14 protein-coding genes are annotated in these 16,228 nt (G+C 44.6%); 11 read left to right on the top strand and 3 right to left on the bottom strand.

Annotation, left to right across the window (positions count from 1 at the left end; genetic code table 11):
- Window positions 1–36: 36 nt before the first annotated feature.
- The 4 genes from DFP76_RS06215 to DFP76_RS06200 all read left to right on the top strand — a co-directional run bounded on the left by DFP76_RS06215 (window position 37) and on the right by DFP76_RS06200 (window position 4,042).
- The gene (locus DFP76_RS06215) at window positions 37–576 is read left to right on the top strand and encodes a TRAP transporter small permease subunit (protein WP_181799799.1); all 540 of its coding nucleotides are present in this window, start codon (window positions 37–39) and stop codon (window positions 574–576) included.
- A gap of 33 nt (window positions 577–609) precedes the next feature.
- The gene (locus tag DFP76_RS06210; RefSeq protein WP_113873795.1) at window positions 610–1,899 is read left to right on the top strand and encodes a TRAP transporter large permease; all 1,290 of its coding nucleotides are present in this window, start codon (window positions 610–612) and stop codon (window positions 1,897–1,899) included.
- 125 nt (window positions 1,900–2,024) lie between these two features.
- A complete protein-coding gene (locus tag DFP76_RS06205) occupies window positions 2,025–3,380 on the top strand; it encodes a cache domain-containing protein (RefSeq protein WP_113873794.1) in 1,356 nt (451 codons plus the stop codon).
- Between the two features lie 23 nt (window positions 3,381–3,403).
- Window positions 3,404–4,042: a response regulator transcription factor gene (locus DFP76_RS06200; protein ID WP_113873793.1), complete on the top strand. Its 639-nt coding sequence runs from the start codon at window positions 3,404–3,406 to the stop codon at window positions 4,040–4,042.
- 84 nt (window positions 4,043–4,126) lie between these two features.
- Here the strand turns inward: DFP76_RS06200 and DFP76_RS06195 are convergent, their stop codons facing one another.
- The 3 genes from DFP76_RS06195 to folX are packed head-to-tail and all read right to left on the bottom strand — an operon-like array spanning window position 4,127 to window position 8,826.
- A complete protein-coding gene (locus DFP76_RS06195; RefSeq protein WP_113873792.1) occupies window positions 4,127–5,041 on the bottom strand; it encodes a hypothetical protein in 915 nt (304 codons plus the stop codon).
- A complete protein-coding gene (gene mfd / locus DFP76_RS06190) occupies window positions 5,038–8,451 on the bottom strand; it encodes a transcription-repair coupling factor (RefSeq protein ID WP_113873791.1) in 3,414 nt (1,137 codons plus the stop codon). Before mfd ends, DFP76_RS06195 begins: the two co-directional genes overlap by 4 nt.
- A 6-nt stretch (window positions 8,452–8,457) precedes the next feature.
- The gene (gene folX / locus DFP76_RS06185; RefSeq protein ID WP_220150984.1) at window positions 8,458–8,826 is read right to left on the bottom strand and encodes a dihydroneopterin triphosphate 2'-epimerase; all 369 of its coding nucleotides are present in this window, start codon (window positions 8,824–8,826) and stop codon (window positions 8,458–8,460) included.
- A 443-nt stretch (window positions 8,827–9,269) separates the two neighbouring features.
- Here folX and DFP76_RS06180 point away from each other — a divergent pair, with 443 nt between their 5' ends.
- The 7 genes from DFP76_RS06180 (at window position 9,270) to DFP76_RS06150 (ending at window position 16,217) form a co-directional block, all read left to right on the top strand.
- Window positions 9,270–10,607, top strand: a complete 1,338-nt coding sequence (locus DFP76_RS06180; protein WP_113873790.1) for a Na(+)-translocating NADH-quinone reductase subunit A — start codon at window positions 9,270–9,272, stop codon at window positions 10,605–10,607.
- A 3-nt stretch (window positions 10,608–10,610) separates the two neighbouring features.
- Entirely contained in the window at window positions 10,611–11,807 is a 1,197-nt protein-coding gene (locus tag DFP76_RS06175) for an NADH:ubiquinone reductase (Na(+)-transporting) subunit B (RefSeq protein ID WP_113873789.1), read from the top strand.
- Window positions 11,800–12,600 carry a Na(+)-translocating NADH-quinone reductase subunit C gene (locus tag DFP76_RS06170; protein WP_113873788.1) on the top strand — a complete coding sequence of 267 codons (801 nt, stop codon included), beginning with the start codon at window positions 11,800–11,802 and terminating at the stop codon, window positions 12,598–12,600. Before DFP76_RS06175 ends, DFP76_RS06170 begins: the two co-directional genes overlap by 8 nt.
- Window positions 12,600–13,262, top strand: coding sequence for an NADH:ubiquinone reductase (Na(+)-transporting) subunit D (locus tag DFP76_RS06165; protein WP_063333411.1), 663 nt, complete (start codon window positions 12,600–12,602; stop codon window positions 13,260–13,262). Before DFP76_RS06170 ends, DFP76_RS06165 begins: the two co-directional genes overlap by 1 nt.
- Entirely contained in the window at window positions 13,263–13,871 is a 609-nt protein-coding gene (gene nqrE, locus DFP76_RS06160) for an NADH:ubiquinone reductase (Na(+)-transporting) subunit E (protein WP_063333410.1), read from the top strand.
- 42 nt (window positions 13,872–13,913) lie between these two features.
- Window positions 13,914–15,140, top strand: coding sequence for an NADH:ubiquinone reductase (Na(+)-transporting) subunit F (gene nqrF, locus DFP76_RS06155; protein WP_113873787.1), 1,227 nt, complete (start codon window positions 13,914–13,916; stop codon window positions 15,138–15,140).
- 63 nt (window positions 15,141–15,203) lie between these two features.
- Entirely contained in the window at window positions 15,204–16,217 is a 1,014-nt protein-coding gene (locus tag DFP76_RS06150; RefSeq protein WP_113873786.1) for an FAD:protein FMN transferase, read from the top strand.
- Window positions 16,218–16,228: the final 11 nt, after the last annotated feature.

Raw genomic sequence — 16,228 nt, 5'->3', positions numbered from 1 at the left:
GTTTGTCATTCGCCTTGTTTTGCATAGGAGTTCGTGATGTTTTTAATCCGCTTAGAGCGTGGTATTACTCGTTTTGCAAATGCGCTTGGAATGGCCTCAACCTTATTGTTCATTGCTTTGCTGTTTAATGTCTTCTATGACGTCTTAATGCGCTATGCCTTTAATGATGTGTCCATTGCGATGCAAGAGTTAGAGTGGCATTTGTACGCCGCTATCTTCTTGCTAGGCATACCTTATGGTATTCAGCATGGTGGTCATGTTCGTGTCGATCTGATTTATGAAAACTTGTCCATTCGTGGTAAAGCGTGGATCGATCTGTTTGGTTGTGTGTGCTTCTTAATGCCTTTCACCTTATTGGTTGGCTATTACGGTATAAGCTTTTCTCATGAAGCATTCTTGCTTGGCGAAACCAGTGGTGATCCAGGTGGTTTGCCTTATCGATGGATTATAAAAGCCGTTATCCCATTTGCCTTTTTTTCCATGGCGATTACCGGCCTTGGCATGATTATTCGCTGCATTAATGTGCTGCGAGGGGTGAGCGAAGAAGGCTTCTCCCATCCGCCAATTCAGCATTAATCCTTGTCACCATTTTAAACTTGTAGGTTGTTTATGATTGGTATAATCATGTTTTTTGTTGCTCTAGTAATGCTATTGCTGGGCTTCCCTGTTGCTTTTACCTTTGGTGGTATTGCTTTGATCTTTGGTGTCTTTGCCGAAGGTTTTGATATGTTTGCCTTTATGCCGTTCCGTATCCAGAGCTATATGGAAAATACAGTTATGATGGCTGTGCCTCTGTTTGTCTTTATGGGCATCGTGTTGCAGAAGACACGATTGGCTGAACAGTTACTTGAAGCCATGGGCAAACTGTTTGGTGGTGTCCGAGGTGGTCTGGCTATTTCGACTATTTTGGTTGGTGCTTTGTTAGCGGCGTCAACAGGGGTAGTGGGAGCGAGTGTCGTGGCCATGGGATTGATCTCTTTGCCGGTCATGCTGAAGTACAACTACAACAAGTCCTTAGCGTGTGGCACGATTTGCGCTTCAGGTACTTTAGGACAAATCATTCCACCGTCGATTATTTTGATTATTCTCGGTGATGTGCTGGGAATTCCGGTAGGGGATTTGTTTCAAGCGGCTCTTATGCCGGGCATGGTGCTGATTGGTTGCTACATAGCGTATATTTTGATTTTAACCTTTTTGAACCCTGATATGGCACCAGCGATGCCTCAGGATTTGGATAAGGAAACTCGCGCGCAACAAATTCGCAGCGCCTTAAAAGCCATTATTCCTCCTTTGGCTTTGGTATTGATTGTATTGGGTTCCATATTTACTGGTATTGCGACGCCAACTGAGTCCTCGGCGTTAGGTGGTGTTGGTGCGATTATTTTGGCGTTAATCTATCGTCAGTTTAGTTGGAAAATGCTGTACGACAGTGGACTCGAAACGGTTAAAGTAACCGCGATGGTGTTTGCTATTTTGATGGGGGCGACCGCTTTTTCGATGGCCTTTAGTTACACCGGCGGCGACTACATAGTGGAAGAGGCTTTGTTGAGTTTACCGGGTGAGAAGTGGGGCTTTATCATTTTAGCCATGATCGCCATTTTGATACTGGGCTTCTTTATTGATTTTGTCGAGATTGCGTTCATTATTGTGCCAATTCTAGCGCCTGTTGCAGAGGCTTTAGGCATTAACATGATTTGGTTTGCGATTTTGATTGCGATGAATTTACAGACGTCTTTCTTGACGCCACCTTTCGGATTCAGTTTGTTTTATTTGAAAGGGGTTGCTCCCAGCTCGGTTAGAACCACGGACATCTATAAAGGGGTGACACCGTTTATATTGATTCAAATTCTTGTTTTGGCCAGCATTATGGTATTCCCTGGCTGGTATGGAATGAACTAAACTTTAGCTGTTCATAAGCATGATGCAGAAGCGGGTTTTTGACCCGCTTTTCGCCTCTAATTTAACCGATATCATGCGGTGTGCTTACTTGTACATGGCATCAAATAATAAAAGAAGGTGGTTTCGTGGGTTTAAAAAGTAAAATCATCCTACTTGCCATCGCCCCTCTTATCGTTGCGACCACCATTATTACCTACTTGGGTTTGCAGTCTGCCCGAGACTTGGCTTCCCAAGAGCTTTCCATCTATGAATATAATCTGGTCAGTGCCAAAAAGCTCGCCTTAAAAAATCACGTCAATATTGCTATGTCGGCGATTTCACCAATACTTGAAAATATGGCTTTAACAGAGCAAGAAGCTCAATCTCAGGTAAAGGATATTTTGGCTAACTTGAGTTATGAAGACGACGGTTACTTTTTTGCTTATGAAATGACTGGGGTGAATTTAGTGCATCCTACTCAGCCAGATTTTGTGGGGAAGAATCTGTGGGAGTTTCAGGATCGCTCCGGCAATTATTTGATTCAAGGTCTTATTAAGGCGGCGCAAGCAGGTGGGGGCTACCATAGATATATTTGGGAAAAACCACCACTGATGATTCAAGAGGATAAGATTGGTTACGTCGTAGCGATTGATCGTTGGGGTTGGATGATGGGCACTGGCTTATACTTAGACGATGTTTATGCTGAGTTGGCCAAAACCCAAGCAATCATGAATGACAATATTCAGCGCAGTTTTATCAGTGTCATTATAGTCGTTGTGATCACGGTTATATTGGTGATTTTACTGGGGTTGGCGATCAACCTTCATGAGCATAAATTAGCCGACTCCCGTTTGAAAGAAGTGGCACAGCGCTTTATGCGTTTGCAGGTGAATGAACGTCGAGGTTTCTCTCGTGAATTGCATGATGGAATCAATCAGTTGTTAGTGAGCTGTAAGTTTCGCATTGAACTTGCGGGCAAAAAGTTGAAGCGAGAGCATGATAAAGACATAGTGCAATTAGAGTTGGCTAAGGCCAGTGATGTTATTGGTCAGACGATTAATGAAGTACGGCAAATCTCGCATAATTTGCGCCCAACTCTGTTGGATGATCTTGGTCTAGACACCGCATTAAAAGCCTTAATCGATCAATTTACTGAGCGCACAGGGATTGATGTGGTCTATCATTTTCAGGTATCGACTAAGATACCGGACGAAATTGAGATTACTTTGTATCGGCTTACTCAGGAGTCGTTAACCAACATTGAAAAGCACGCCCATGCCAATCTTATTGAATTGCAAGTATGGCAATCTGATCGACATATTGTGTTTGAGTGTTTGGATGATGGTCGAGGCTTTGCCGATAAAGGGGAATCGTCTTCTGGCATTGGACTGATCAATATGCGTGAACGCTTAGAGTTGATTGGCGGTGATTTTATATTGGAGTCTCAGCGTGGCAAGGGTACTAAGGTGCATGCTTCATTGCCCCTAGAAAAACAATTTTAGCAAGTCAAAAAAGAGCGATAACAATGACAAAAAAAATCCGCGTTCTCTTAGTTGATGATCATATGTTGGTATTGGATGGGCTGCAGGCTCGTCTAGAATTGGAAGATAATATTGACATCATAGGGACAGCTTCAAATGGTTTGGAAGCCTTAGAAAAGGCTCATGATGCCAAGCCTGATCTGATTTTAATGGATGTTTCTATGCCAGTGTTAAATGGCTTAGAAGCCACTAAGCGTTTTAAGGCTGAGCTACCAAGCGTTAAAATTTTGATGCTCAGTATGCATCATGATAAAGAGTATATTTTGTCTTTGATTCAATCTGGTGCCAATGGCTACATACTTAAAGACGTGTCTTCAGAGGAATTGGTTCAGGCGATTAATACGGTTTACCAGGGCGGAACGTATTTCAGCTCCGGTGCTTCTGATTCTTTGTTTTCACCCACTACCGAGACGGAATCGAAAGGTTATGAAGAATTAACCAAGCGTGAAGTGGCGGTGCTGAAAGAAGTGGCTATTGGTTTGTCCAATAAAGAAATTGCCCAGTCTTTATCCATCAGTGTGAGAACAGTAGAAACTCACCGTCAGAATCTCAAGAATAAATTGGACATTCATACTTCAGCAGGCTTAATCAAATACGCCCTAGAGCACGAATTGATTGATTGATGGTGAGAGTTTGGCGGTTTGTCTTGTCGTGCATGAACAGCAAGACAAACCTCGCCTTTAACGCGGTGAGATCAGCTGGAAGCGCTACTCACTTGGCGCGATTTGCAGTGGTGCTGTGATGGCCTGAGGTCGAGTAAGCTCATTGGTGCTGTTTAAGGTATCAAAGGTAAGACTCTGGCCTGTTTCTGGCGACATGGTTTTAAGGGCGATTTTTTCAACCGCTTCTTCTAAGTCTAACGGTTGAAAATACAGCAAGCTACCGATGGTTGGGTGGTCCAAATAGTTGAGCTTTTTACTGGCCGTCTTGTTGCGCATGTCGAGGGTTAAAACAAGCGCAGGCTCAAATGCTTTTAAATCTCCTGAGCGAGTCAGTTCGGCTTCTTGATTATGCTCTTTACTAGGCTCTTTATTAGGCTCTTTACTAGAAAAGAATAGGCTGTTTTGGTTCTCTTCAACGGGCAGGGAGGTATCCGGTTGGGTGAAGCTATCAAACAAAAAGTGTTTGTATTGAATGTCTGACTCCAAGTAACGGCCGAGTTTGATGCGAATGTCACCGGTTAACTCAGGGTAACCGTCTTTTATTTCTTCACTGTGAAAAGATTTCTCAATTGTGTCGCCTGGGTGTCTAAATATCAGTGTCCATTGTTGGTTCGATAAAATACGAACGTTCCGTCCTAATTTCTCCGCTATTTTCACGAACGGCTCAGGTAAGCCAGGCTGGCTTGTCGGTTCGTTTTCGGTATTTTGTGTCACATCGGTTGGTGTATCCTCGGTCGAGGTCGATGCATCGATTGGTGCTTCCTCAAGGCGTAATAAGCCTTCCGTAGAGAGAATGTTTTTATAGTCAATTTGCTCACTGGTTTGATCATCTGGCCAAATAAAGGTAACGATGTAACCTTCATAAGCTCTGGCCGTATCCGGGTCGATGGGCTCATCAATCGCTTGACTTGGACTACTGATAAAAAGCAGCGTAAAGAGAGTAAGGGCTAATTTTTTCAATGTAATAATTCCAACGTTTTTGTGGTCTGTTGGAAGCGATCTTCAGAGCTGTTCATATTGGCAAGGAACTTAAGAGTATCCGAACCAGCCAGTTTGTAGGTCTCTGGCTTTTTCTGAATCAGGCTGATTAACTTCATTGGGTCAACAGGCGTTTTACTATTAAAGAAGATTTTACCTTCTTTTGCGTTTGCTTCAATTTTATTAATGCCAAGTTGTTCGGCTTTTAGCTTTATTTCCGTCTGGCGGAACAAATTCTTAGTGGCATCGGGTAATAACCCAAAGCGATCAATCATTTCTACTTGCAAATCTTTTAGCTCTTCGCTGGTGCTGGCGTTAGCGATACGCTTGTACAAAATCAAGCGCGAATGTACATCGCCTAGGTAATCCTCTGGGATCAGTGCTGGCACGCGCAGGTTGATGTCGGTTTGCGCAGGCGTTGAGATATCGACATCAGGCGACTCGCCATTTTTCAGGGATTTCACCGCACGATCCAGCATTTCCATAAAGAGTGAGAAGCCAACGTGTTCAATATGACCGCTTTGTCCGTCACCCAATAATTCCCCTGTACCACGAATTTCTAAATCGTGGGTTGCCAGAGTGAAACCAGCGCCGAGTGTATCAGCCAAACTGATGGCTTCGAGGCGTTTCTCGGCATCTGAGGTGACTTTGCGATCGTTTGGCGTCAATAAGTAAGCGTAGGCTTGATGGTGTGATCGACCAACCCGGCCACGTAATTGGTGCAATTGTGCTAAACCAAACTTATCCGCTCGCTCAATAATGATGGTGTTGGCGTTAGGGATGTCGATGCCGGTTTCGATAATGGTCGAGCAAACCAACACATTGGCGCGTTTGTGATAGAAGTCAGACATTACCTGCTCCAGTTCTCGCTCGCGCATTTGACCATGACCAACCATTATTCGAGCTTCTGGAATAAGCGCTTCTAATTCTTCTGCGGCTTTTTGAATGGTTTGTACTTCATTGTGTAGGTAGTACACCTGACCACCGCGGTGCAGCTCTCGTAAAATGGCTTCTTTCACCTGATGTTCGTCTTTTTGCTTAACGAAGGTTTTAACCGACAAGCGTTTGGCTGGTGGGGTGGCAATAATAGACAAGTCGCGAATGCCAGATAGGGACATGTTAAGCGTCCGTGGAATCGGAGTGGCGGTTAGGGTCAGGATATCGACTTCTGATCTGAGGGTCTTAAATTGCTCTTTCTGTTTCACCCCAAATCGATGCTCTTCATCAATGATGACCAGGCCTAAATTGGCAAATCGAATGTCACCTTGGATCAATTTGTGTGTGCCAACCACAATGTCAGCTTTGCCGTCTTCTAAGCGATCAATGGCGGCGGTGGTTTGTTTGCCCGAACGGAAGCGAGACAAGAGTTCGATTTCGACCGGCCAATCGGCAAAGCGGTCACAGAAATTCTCGTAATGTTGTTGAGCAAGTAGGGTGGTGGGCACTAACACAGCGACTTGCTTGCCATCCTGCACGGCTAAAAAGGCCGCGCGCATGGCGACTTCGGTTTTACCAAAGCCCACATCACCACAAACCAATCTGTCCATGGCCTTTTTGGCTGACATGTCTTGTATGACGGCATCAATGGCCATTTGTTGATCTGGGGTTTCTTCAAAAGGGAAGCCCGCTGAAAAGATCTCATATTGGTCATCTGGTTTGGCAAAATTATGGCCTATTTTGGATTCACGCTTGGCATAAATTTCCAGTAGTTCAGCGGCCGTGTCACGGGCTTTTTCGGCCGCTTTCTGTTTGGCTACGCTCCATTTGTCCGTGCCCAATTTATGTAGTGGCGCGGTATCTTCGTCGGCACCGGTGTAACGGGAAATAAGTTGCAATGAGGAAACTGGAACATAAAGCTTAGCGTCGTTGGCGTAGCCAAGCGTTAGCAGTTCGGTTTCTTGACCATCAATCTCTAAATTGGTCAGGCCAAGATAGCGTCCGACACCATGGTCAATGTGAACCACAGGTGCATTCATGCGCAACTCCGTAAGGTTACGAATGATGGCGTCTTCACTGATGTTCTGTTGTTTATTACGACGTCGGTGTTGGGAAACCCGTTCCCCAAGAATGTCGCTCTCAGGAATCAGGGAGACATCATTTAAAATGGAGAAGCCTCTTCCTATTCGACCTTCGGTAATCGCGAGGGGGTGGTCTGTCTGTATGAAGTCGGCCCAATCATTGACTTGTTTTGGGGCGATTTGATGTTTTTTGAGAAGGTCGAGCAAAGCTTCTCGTCGCCCTGCTGATTCCGCCACAATCAAGGTTCGATTTTGGGTCGCGTTTAAATAGTGCGTTAATTTTGCTAACGGGTCGTCCGCTTTAGAGTCAATTTTAACGTCGTCTATCGCTTGATATTGTGGGTGATCGCCTTGCGCAGAAAAGATGACATTACTGAACTGATTAAGCAGGCTGAATACTTCGTCTTCTTTTAATGTTACTTCGTCTGGCGTCAAGATAGGTCGTTCTATGTTGTAGCTTAACGATTCGTGGCGACTACGAAAGTCCAATTGCACACTGGCTAGTTGTTCATTGAAGACATCAGAGCGGATGATTAACGTATCCTTATTCAGGTAGTCGAATAGACTTGACGTTTGTTCGAAAAATAAGGGGAGATAATATTCAATGCCTGCTGGCATTAGGCCACTGGAAATGTCTTGATAAATTGGGCATGCCAGAGGGTCTACGTCGAATCGTTCTCGGAACGCTTGACGAAAGTGCTGAATGCTTTGGCTGGTGGTTGGGAATTCTTTTGCCGGCAGCATGTTAATTTCTGTGAATTTATTAATACTGCGCTGGGTTTCTGGGTCAAACCAACGAATAGAGTCAATGTCGTTGTCAAACCAGTCAATGCGGATCGGGTTCTCTGCGCCAGTCGGAAAGATGTCCATGAGTGCGCCGCGAATCGCGAACTCACCATGTTCATGCACAGTGTCTACATTTAAATAACCGGCTTTGCTTAATTTATCTGCTAATGTTTCGACTGGCAGCTGTTGACCTTCTTTTAGATGAAAGCGCTCTCTATCAAGGTGTTGCTTCGGACATAAGCGAATCATACAGGAGGCGACTGTGGCCAGTATGATCGGGCTGTTGCTCTCATTAATTTTGGCAAGCGTTTCGAGTCGTTGCGAGATGATGTCCTGATGAGGAGAGAAGGCGTCGTACGGTAAAGTTTCCCAATCACTGAATCTAAGCACCTGTTGTTGTGAGGTTTTCAGAAAGTGAATTTCATCTTCCAGCTCATTGAGCTCGGCAACAGTATCGGCCATATAAAGGATGGGGGTGTTGTATTGTGCCGATATGGCGAGAAGTTGCAGGGCTTTGCGGCTGCCTTCTAGACCTTGGATGTGGTTTTTGAATCCCGGCTTTAGAGTAATGGACATGTTTTGTGTCATTGGAGGTTATTTGTCTCGAGTAGCGGAGAGGGTTAAAGAAACAGAGTCGGCAAATCTTAACGCGTGTGGCTTGGCCACTTCTACCTTGGCAAAGGTAACATGACTGGGCGACATGCAAATTTCCAATAAATCTGCTGTTAGCTTTTCCAGCAATAAAAAGCGATTATTTTCAGTGTGAGCTATCATTTGTTTGCAGATGGTTCGATAGTTAACTGCGTTTTCAACATCATCCGTATTGTAAGCTTGATCGGCAGGGTAGTGTATCCAAGCGTTGATCACGACATCTTGTTTGTTGGTTTTTTCGGATTCATTGAATCCAATAAAGGTTCGTAGGCGTAAATTACTAATATGAATCTGAGCGTCAGGTTTGATCATAAATTTTGCTTCCGTGTTTGTGAGCCTACTATTTATAAGTAAGCAATATTGTGGCGGTTTCGTTCTGCTATATCAACTTAGCAATCAGAATGCTTTTTTCTATACTGAAAAAAGTCGCCTTTGGATTGCTTTGTTTATGGATAACAATAGGTCGATAGAATTTCCGTGGTGATAAACCAACAAAAAAAGGCCTATTTTTTGTACGGAAAATAGACGAATGAGAAAAAACTCGTAGTTTTCGATCAAACTTGCTGCTCAAAGGCGGTGCGTTACGCTGGTCAATGTCGACAATGATCATTATAATACGTCGGTTTTTAGGTGAAGTGAGTTTGTGTTTTTAGCTATCTTTACGTTAGCTAAACGCTTGTACATGCTTTCCCGGAGGGGGGTGCAAGCAATGACACATTACGCTTTTGTGTTCAATTTATTGTTGGGCAGAACATATGTATAAAATTACAAAAGGCCTTGATCTTCCGATCGCAGGTGCTCCCAAGCAAGTGATTGAGAGTACGTTAGCAGCAAAAACAGTTGCTTTGATCGGTCCTGACTATCATGGAATGAAACCGACCATGCTGGTTCAGGAAGGGGATAAGGTAAAGAAAGGGCAAGTTATCTTTACGGATAAAAAAACGGAAGGTGTAAAGTATACTGCCCCGGCCTCTGGCACCATCGCTGCGATTAATCGCGGTGAGCGACGTGTATTTCAATCTATCCTGATTAATGTAGAAGGTGACGAATCCGAAACCTTTGCCGCTTATTCTGGATCAGAATTAAAATCGTTAGAGCGTAGTAAAGTTGTTGATAATCTAGTTGATTCTGGATTGTGGACTGCGTTCCGTACACGCCCTTTCTCTAAAGTTCCTGGTGTTGATACTGCGCCGAACTCTATCTTTGTTACGGCAATGGACACTAATCCATTGGCGGCGAACCCAGAAGTTGTCTTAGCTGAGCAAGCGGAAGCGTTTGCAGATGGTTTGACCGTTCTGACGCGTTTGACAGAAGGTAAGGTGTTTGTTTGTAAAGCACCAGGCGCTAAAGTGCCAACAACGTCTGATGTGACTGTTGAAGAATTTGCAGGCGTACACCCAGCGGGTCTAGCCGGAACACACATCCACTTACTTGATCCTGTAAGTGACAAGAAAACGGTTTGGTCTATTAATTACCAAGACGTAATTGCCATCGGTAAATTGTTTGTTACTGGCGAGTTAAGTGTTGAGCGTGTAGTAGCATTAGCTGGACCACAGGTTAAAAACCCTCGTTTGATTCGCACTCAACTTGGTGCAAGTCTAGAGCAACTAACCGCAGGCGAATTGTCTGATGATGACAATCGTATTGTTTCTGGCTCGGTATTGTCTGGACGTAATGCGTTTGGTCCTTTTGCTTTCTTGGGTCGTTACCATAATCAAGTCTCTGTATTGCGTGAAGGGCGTGAGCGTCAAATGATGCACTACCTTCGTGCCGGTGTAGAAAAACACTCTCTAATGAATGTGTTTATTTCTAAACTGACAGGTAAGAAGTCATTTGAAATGTCGACGACAACAAATGGTAGTGACCGTACTATGTTGCCACTTGGTAACTTTGAGCGCTTGATTCCGATGGACATTCTGCCAACTCAATTGCTGCGTGCATTGGTGGTGAATGACACAGAGCAAGCTCAAAAGCTAGGTGCGCTTGAGTTAGACGATGAAGATTTAGCACTTTGTACTTACAGCTGTTCTGGTAAGTTCGAATACGGTCCTATTCTTCGTAGTTGCCTAACTCTAATCGAGAAAGAGGGTTAATTCATGGGACTTAGAAAAGTACTTGATAAAATGGAGCCTGAATTCCATTCAGGTGGTAAATACGAAAAGTGGTATGCGCTTTACGAAGCGGTTGATACCATTTTCTACCGTCCAAGCTCTGTAACGAAAAATGGTTCCCATGTTCGTGATGCGGTTGATATGAAACGTATCATGATTCTTGTTTGGATGTGTACTTTCCCAGCGATGTTCTTTGGTATGTACAACATTGGCTTGCAAGCCAATACTGCCATGGAAGCAATGGGAGTGACTGCTGCAGATACATGGCGTCACGCTGTGATCGGTGGTTTGACAAATTATGACCCGAGTAGCATCTGGGACAACATGATTTACGGTGCGATGCATTTCTTGCCGGTTTATCTTGTGACCTTTATTGTCGGTGGTTTCTGGGAAGTTCTGTTTGCTGCAGTGCGTAAGCACGAAGTAAACGAAGGCTTCTTTGTTACTTCTATCCTATTCTCTCTTTCTCTTCCTGCGACAGTGCCGCTATGGCAAGTTGCTTTGGGTATCACCTTTGGTGTGGTTCTGGCGAAAGAGGTGTTTGGTGGTACAGGTAAAAACTTCTTGAACCCAGCACTTGCTGGCCGTGCTTTCTTGTTCTTTGCTTACCCAGCGTCTATGTCGGGTGATGCGGTTTGGACGGCTGTTGATGGTTTCTCTGGTGCGACAGCGCTAAGCCAATTGGCGGCAAGCGGTGTGCCTGGTGTGACAGTTGCTTGGTCTGATGCTTTCTTTGGCTTCATCCAAGGTTCAATGGGTGAAACATCAACATTGGCTATCCTTATCGGTGGTGGTGCGTTGTTGATCATGCGAATTGCGGCTTGGCGTATTGTCGCTGGTGTCATGCTAGGCATGGTTGGTATGTCGTTGCTGTTCAACGTGATTGGTTCAGACACTAACCCAATGTTTGCTACCCCATGGTACTGGCATTTGGTATTGGGTGGTTTCGCGTTTGGTATGATGTACATGGCAACTGACCCTGTATCCGCGTCTATGACGAACCGAGGTAAGTGGTTCTATGGTGCGCTGATTGGTCTAATGGTTGTCTTGATTCGTGTTGTTAACCCGGCTTACCCAGAGGGTATGATGTTGGCAATCTTGTTTGCGAATTTGTTCTCGCCATTTATTGACCACTTTGTTGTTCAAGCGAACATTAAACGGAGGATTGCACGCAATGGCTAGCAGTAACGATAGCATTAAAAAGACCATTCTTGTCGCGTTTGCTTTGTGTCTTGTGTGTTCTATTTTTGTCGCAGCCGCGGCAGTAGGCTTAAAGCCAATTCAGAACGCCAACAAAGATGAAGACCGTAAGCGTAATATTTTGTCCGCAGCGGGAATGCTTGAAGATGGTAAGTCGGTTGATGAGATCTTTGCGTCAGTAGAGACTCGCATCGTCGATTTGCAAACAGGTGAATTCGCGTCAGCTGAAGAGTTGAAAGCGGAAGGTATTAACCCTGAGACGTTTGATCAGAAAGCCGCAGCGAAAGATCCAAGCTTGTCGATTACTTTGTCAGGTGAGAACGATCCTGCTGGTATCAAGCGTCGTTCAAACTATGCCTCTGTTTACTTGGTTATGTCAGGTGACGACATTGAGCGTATTATTTTGCCAGTCCATGGTTACGGCCTATGGTCGACTATGTATGGTTTTATGGCGTTAGAGAACGACTACAATACAGTGATCGGTTTTGGTTTCTATGACCAAGCTGAAACACCTGGATTGGGTGGTGAAGTTGATAATCCTAACTGGAAAGCGCTTTGGAAAGGTAAAGAAGTTTACAACGACCAAGGTCAAGCGGTTATTGCGCTTGCTAAAGGTGGTGTAGACAGTTCTGATCCAAATGCCTCTCACAAGGTGGATGGCCTGTCTGGTGCTACATTGACTAGCCGTGGTGTGACTCACCTTGTTCAATACTGGTTGGGTAAAGAAGGCTTTGGTCCTTTCTTGTCTCATCTTCGTAGCGAAGGAGTTCAATAATGTCTGATGTCAAAAACGTCCTTTTTGGACCAATTCTGTCTAATAACCCGATTGCTTTGCAGATCTTGGGTATTTGTTCTGCATTGGCAGTAACAAGTAGTTTGAGTGTGTCTTTGGTTATGGCGATTGCCTTAACCTTGGTAACGGCGTTCTCTAACTTTTTTATTGCGATTATTCGAAACCATATCCCAAACAGCATTCGTATCATTGTACAGATGATCATTATTGCTTCTTTGGTAATTGTGGTAGATCAGATTTTGAAAGCCTTTGCTTTTGAGATCAGTAAGCAATTGTCTGTATTTGTAGGTTTGATCATTACTAACTGTATCGTAATGGGTCGTGCTGAAGCCTTCGCTATGAAGAATGGTCCAGGCATGAGTTTCCTAGACGGTATTGGTAACGGTCTTGGCTACAGTGTGATGTTGATCATTGTTGCCTTCTTCCGTGAATTGTTGGGTGCTGGTAAATTGTTCGGTGTTGAAATCTTCGCCACTGTACAAAATGGCGGTTGGTATCAGCCAAACGGCTTGATGTTGTTGCCACCAAGTGCATTCTTCGTAATCGGTTTGGTTATCTGGGCGCTACGTGCTTACAAGAAAGAGCAGGTGGAAGAGCCAGAATTCAAGATTGCTGCTAATTCACGTGCGCAGGAGGCCCTATAAATGGAACACTTAATCAGTCTTTTTGTTAAGGCGGTATTTGTTGAGAACATGGCGCTTGCCTTCTTCCTTGGTATGTGTACTTTCTTGGCTTTGTCCAAAAAAGTAGAAACCGCCATTGGTTTGGGTATTGCGGTTATCGTGGTCTTGGCGATTACGGTTCCTTTGAACAATGTATTGTATAAAAACCTGTTGGCAGACGGCGCACTTGAATGGGCGGGTTATGGCAATGTGGATCTGAGCTTCTTGGGTCTGTTGAGCTACATCGGCGTTATCGCCGCGGTGGTTCAAATCCTTGAGATGACTCTCGATAAATACATGCCGGCATTGTATAACGCCCTTGGGGTGTTCTTACCGCTGATCACTGTAAACTGTGCCATCATGGGTGCGTCCCTGTTCATGGTAGAGCGTGACTACAACTTCAGTGAAAGTTTGGTTTACGGTGTGGGCGCTGGTGTTGGTTGGGCGCTTGCAATTGCAGCCCTTGCTGGTATTCGCGAGAAACTTAAGTATTCAGATGTGCCTGCTGGTCTACGTGGCTTGGGTATTACCTTCATTACTGTCGGTCTGATGAGCTTAGGTTTTATGTCATTCTCTGGTGTACAGCTTTAATCGGCCGTGCATTTGGACAACGAAGAATAGGGTTTAACTAACATGGTCAACTTAGAAATTATTCTAGGTGTGGTAATGTTCACCGCCATCGTGTTGGCGCTGGTAGCAATTATTCTTGCTGCTCGTGCCCGCTTGGTGAGTACGGGTGACGTTACAATCCGCATCAATGGTGAAAAAGAAGTGACGGCACCTGCAGGTGGTAAATTACTTCAAACATTAGCAAACAGTGGTATTTTCTTGTCTTCTGCCTGTGGTGGCGGTGGTACTTGTGCCCAGTGTAAATGTAAAGTGACAAGTGGTGGCGGTTCTATGCTGTCTACTGAGCAGTCACACTTTACACGTCGTGAGGAGAAAGAGGGTTACCGTCTTTCTTGTCAGGTGTCTGTTAAGCAAGATATGGACGTTGAAGTTCCTGAAGAAGTATTTGGTGTTAAGGCGTGGGAGTGTACTGTTGAGTCCAATCCAAACGTTGCGACTTTCATCAAAGAACTTACTTTGAAATTACCTGAAGGTGAGAACGTTGACTTCCGTGCCGGTGGTTACGTTCAGCTTGAAGCGCCAGCTCATACCGTTCACTACAAAGACTTCGATATCGAAGAAGAGTACCGTGGTGACTGGGATAAATTTAACTTGTGGAAGTTCACATCGAAAGTGGATGAAACGGTTATCCGTGCTTACTCTATGGCGAACTACCCAGAAGAGAAAGGCTTGGTGAAATTTAATATCCGTATTGCTTCTCCGCCTCCAGGTAAAGATGATTTGCCGCCAGGTCAAATGTCATCTTATGTATTTAGCTTGAAACCAGGCGATAAGATCAAAGTATACGGTCCTTTCGGTGAGTTCTTCGCGAAAGATACCGATGCAGAAATGGTCTTCGTTGGTGGTGGTGCTGGTATGGCGCCAATGCGTTCACATATCTTTGATCAGCTTAAGCGTTTAGAGTCTAAGCGTAAGATCTCTTTCTGGTATGGTGCGCGTAGTATGCGTGAAGCCTTCTACATGGATGAGTACGACAAGTTGCAAGAAGAGAACGATAACTTCGAATGGCACTTGGCGTTGTCTGACCCTCAGCCAGAAGACAACTGGGAAGGTAAAACAGGATTTATTCATAACGTCTTGTATGAAAACTACCTGAAAGATCACCCAGCGCCTGAAGATTGTGAGTTCTACATGTGTGGACCTCCAATGATGAACGCATCTGTTATTAAGATGCTGGAAGATTTAGGTGTCGAGAAAGAAAACATCTTGTTGGATGATTTCGGTGGCTAATGCCTGAATAAAGACCCACCATTTGGTGGGTCTTTATTTTGTTGCTAACTAAAAAGATGTGTTATGCGTAAAAAAATACTATTGTCAGCGTGTGTCCTTATTCTGTTAGCGGTGGTTTATCGCTGCTCTTCTTTTACTCCCGAGCTTGTTAGTTTCTCTGGCCCGACAATGGGCACTACCTATACGGTAAAGTTTTATACCACGAGCGATATCTCAAATCCTTGGTCCTTAAAAGAGGGTGTGGATGCCGCTTTGGTTAGAGTCAATAAGCTGATGTCAACCTACGACCCAAGTTCTGAATTGTCTGGTTTTAATAAAATGCCAGCGGGGTCGTCTTTGATGATCAGTGATGAAATGGCTCATGTCATCGATAAGGCGTTGTTGATTAGCCAGATGACGAAGGGTGAATATGATGTCACCGTTGGGCCGCTTGTGAATCTATGGGGCTTTGGCCCAGGAAGTCGCGAAGATAGAGTGCCAAGTGATGCTGAAATTGAAGCGGCCAAATCCAAAGTGGGCTATCAGAGTTTGACGTTAGAGGGCAATAAGCTCACTAAACAAAAAGATCTGTATGTGGATTTGTCTTCGATTGCCAAAGGTTATGGTGTCGATGCGGTTGCTCAAGTTTTACAGAACAACGGTATTGAAAGTTTTCTTGTAGAAGTGGGTGGTGAAATTGCCTCCAAAGGTGAGAAGCCAGATGGCGCAATGTGGCGAATTGCGATTGAAAGTCCTGCCGGTGGTCATGAAATGGCAGAGCGAGTAATTGAGTTAGATAATATGGCGGTGGCGACATCGGGTGATTATCGAAATTATTTCGAAAAAAATGGGGTTCGCTATTCCCATACGATTAACCCTTTAACGGGCAAGCCCATTACTCATCGCTTAGTTTCTGTTACTGTAATAGACAAAACAACCACCATGGCAGACGGTTTGGCAACGGCCATTACCGTTTTAGGTCCTGAAAAAGGGCTTGAGTTTGCAGAGCAAAATGGCATTGCGGCTTACTTATTGGTGAAAACAGATTTCGGTTTTGAAGAGCGTCCATCGGATGCGTTTAAGCCTTACTTGAACTAGGCTTAGTAGAA

The sequence above is a fragment of the Marinomonas aquiplantarum genome (assembly GCF_003314975.1).
Taxonomy (GTDB): domain Bacteria; phylum Pseudomonadota; class Gammaproteobacteria; order Pseudomonadales; family Marinomonadaceae; genus Marinomonas; species Marinomonas aquiplantarum.
Note: the sequence above shows the minus strand (reverse complement) of the source record. Positions and strands in the feature narration are given on the sequence as shown.

What these genes read in the sequence shown, in the direction of transcription:
- DFP76_RS06215 (WP_181799799.1), top strand. Translation starts at nt 37, where the DNA reads ATGTTTTTAATCCGCTTAGAGCGTGGTATTACTCGTTTTGCAAATGCG.
- DFP76_RS06210 (WP_113873795.1), top strand. Translation starts at nt 610, where the DNA reads ATGATTGGTATAATCATGTTTTTTGTTGCTCTAGTAATGCTATTGCTG.
- DFP76_RS06200 (WP_113873793.1), top strand. Translation starts at nt 3,404, where the DNA reads ATGACAAAAAAAATCCGCGTTCTCTTAGTTGATGATCATATGTTGGTA.
- mfd (WP_113873791.1), bottom strand. Translation starts at nt 8,451, where the DNA reads ATGACACAAAACATGTCCATTACTCTAAAGCCGGGATTCAAAAACCAC.
- folX (WP_220150984.1), bottom strand. Translation starts at nt 8,826, where the DNA reads ATGATCAAACCTGACGCTCAGATTCATATTAGTAATTTACGCCTACGA.
- DFP76_RS06180 (WP_113873790.1), top strand. Translation starts at nt 9,270, where the DNA reads ATGTATAAAATTACAAAAGGCCTTGATCTTCCGATCGCAGGTGCTCCC.
- DFP76_RS06175 (WP_113873789.1), top strand. Translation starts at nt 10,611, where the DNA reads ATGGGACTTAGAAAAGTACTTGATAAAATGGAGCCTGAATTCCATTCA.
- DFP76_RS06170 (WP_113873788.1), top strand. Translation starts at nt 11,800, where the DNA reads ATGGCTAGCAGTAACGATAGCATTAAAAAGACCATTCTTGTCGCGTTT.
- DFP76_RS06165 (WP_063333411.1), top strand. Translation starts at nt 12,600, where the DNA reads ATGTCTGATGTCAAAAACGTCCTTTTTGGACCAATTCTGTCTAATAAC.
- nqrE (WP_063333410.1), top strand. Translation starts at nt 13,263, where the DNA reads ATGGAACACTTAATCAGTCTTTTTGTTAAGGCGGTATTTGTTGAGAAC.
- nqrF (WP_113873787.1), top strand. Translation starts at nt 13,914, where the DNA reads ATGGTCAACTTAGAAATTATTCTAGGTGTGGTAATGTTCACCGCCATC.
- DFP76_RS06150 (WP_113873786.1), top strand. Translation starts at nt 15,204, where the DNA reads ATGCGTAAAAAAATACTATTGTCAGCGTGTGTCCTTATTCTGTTAGCG.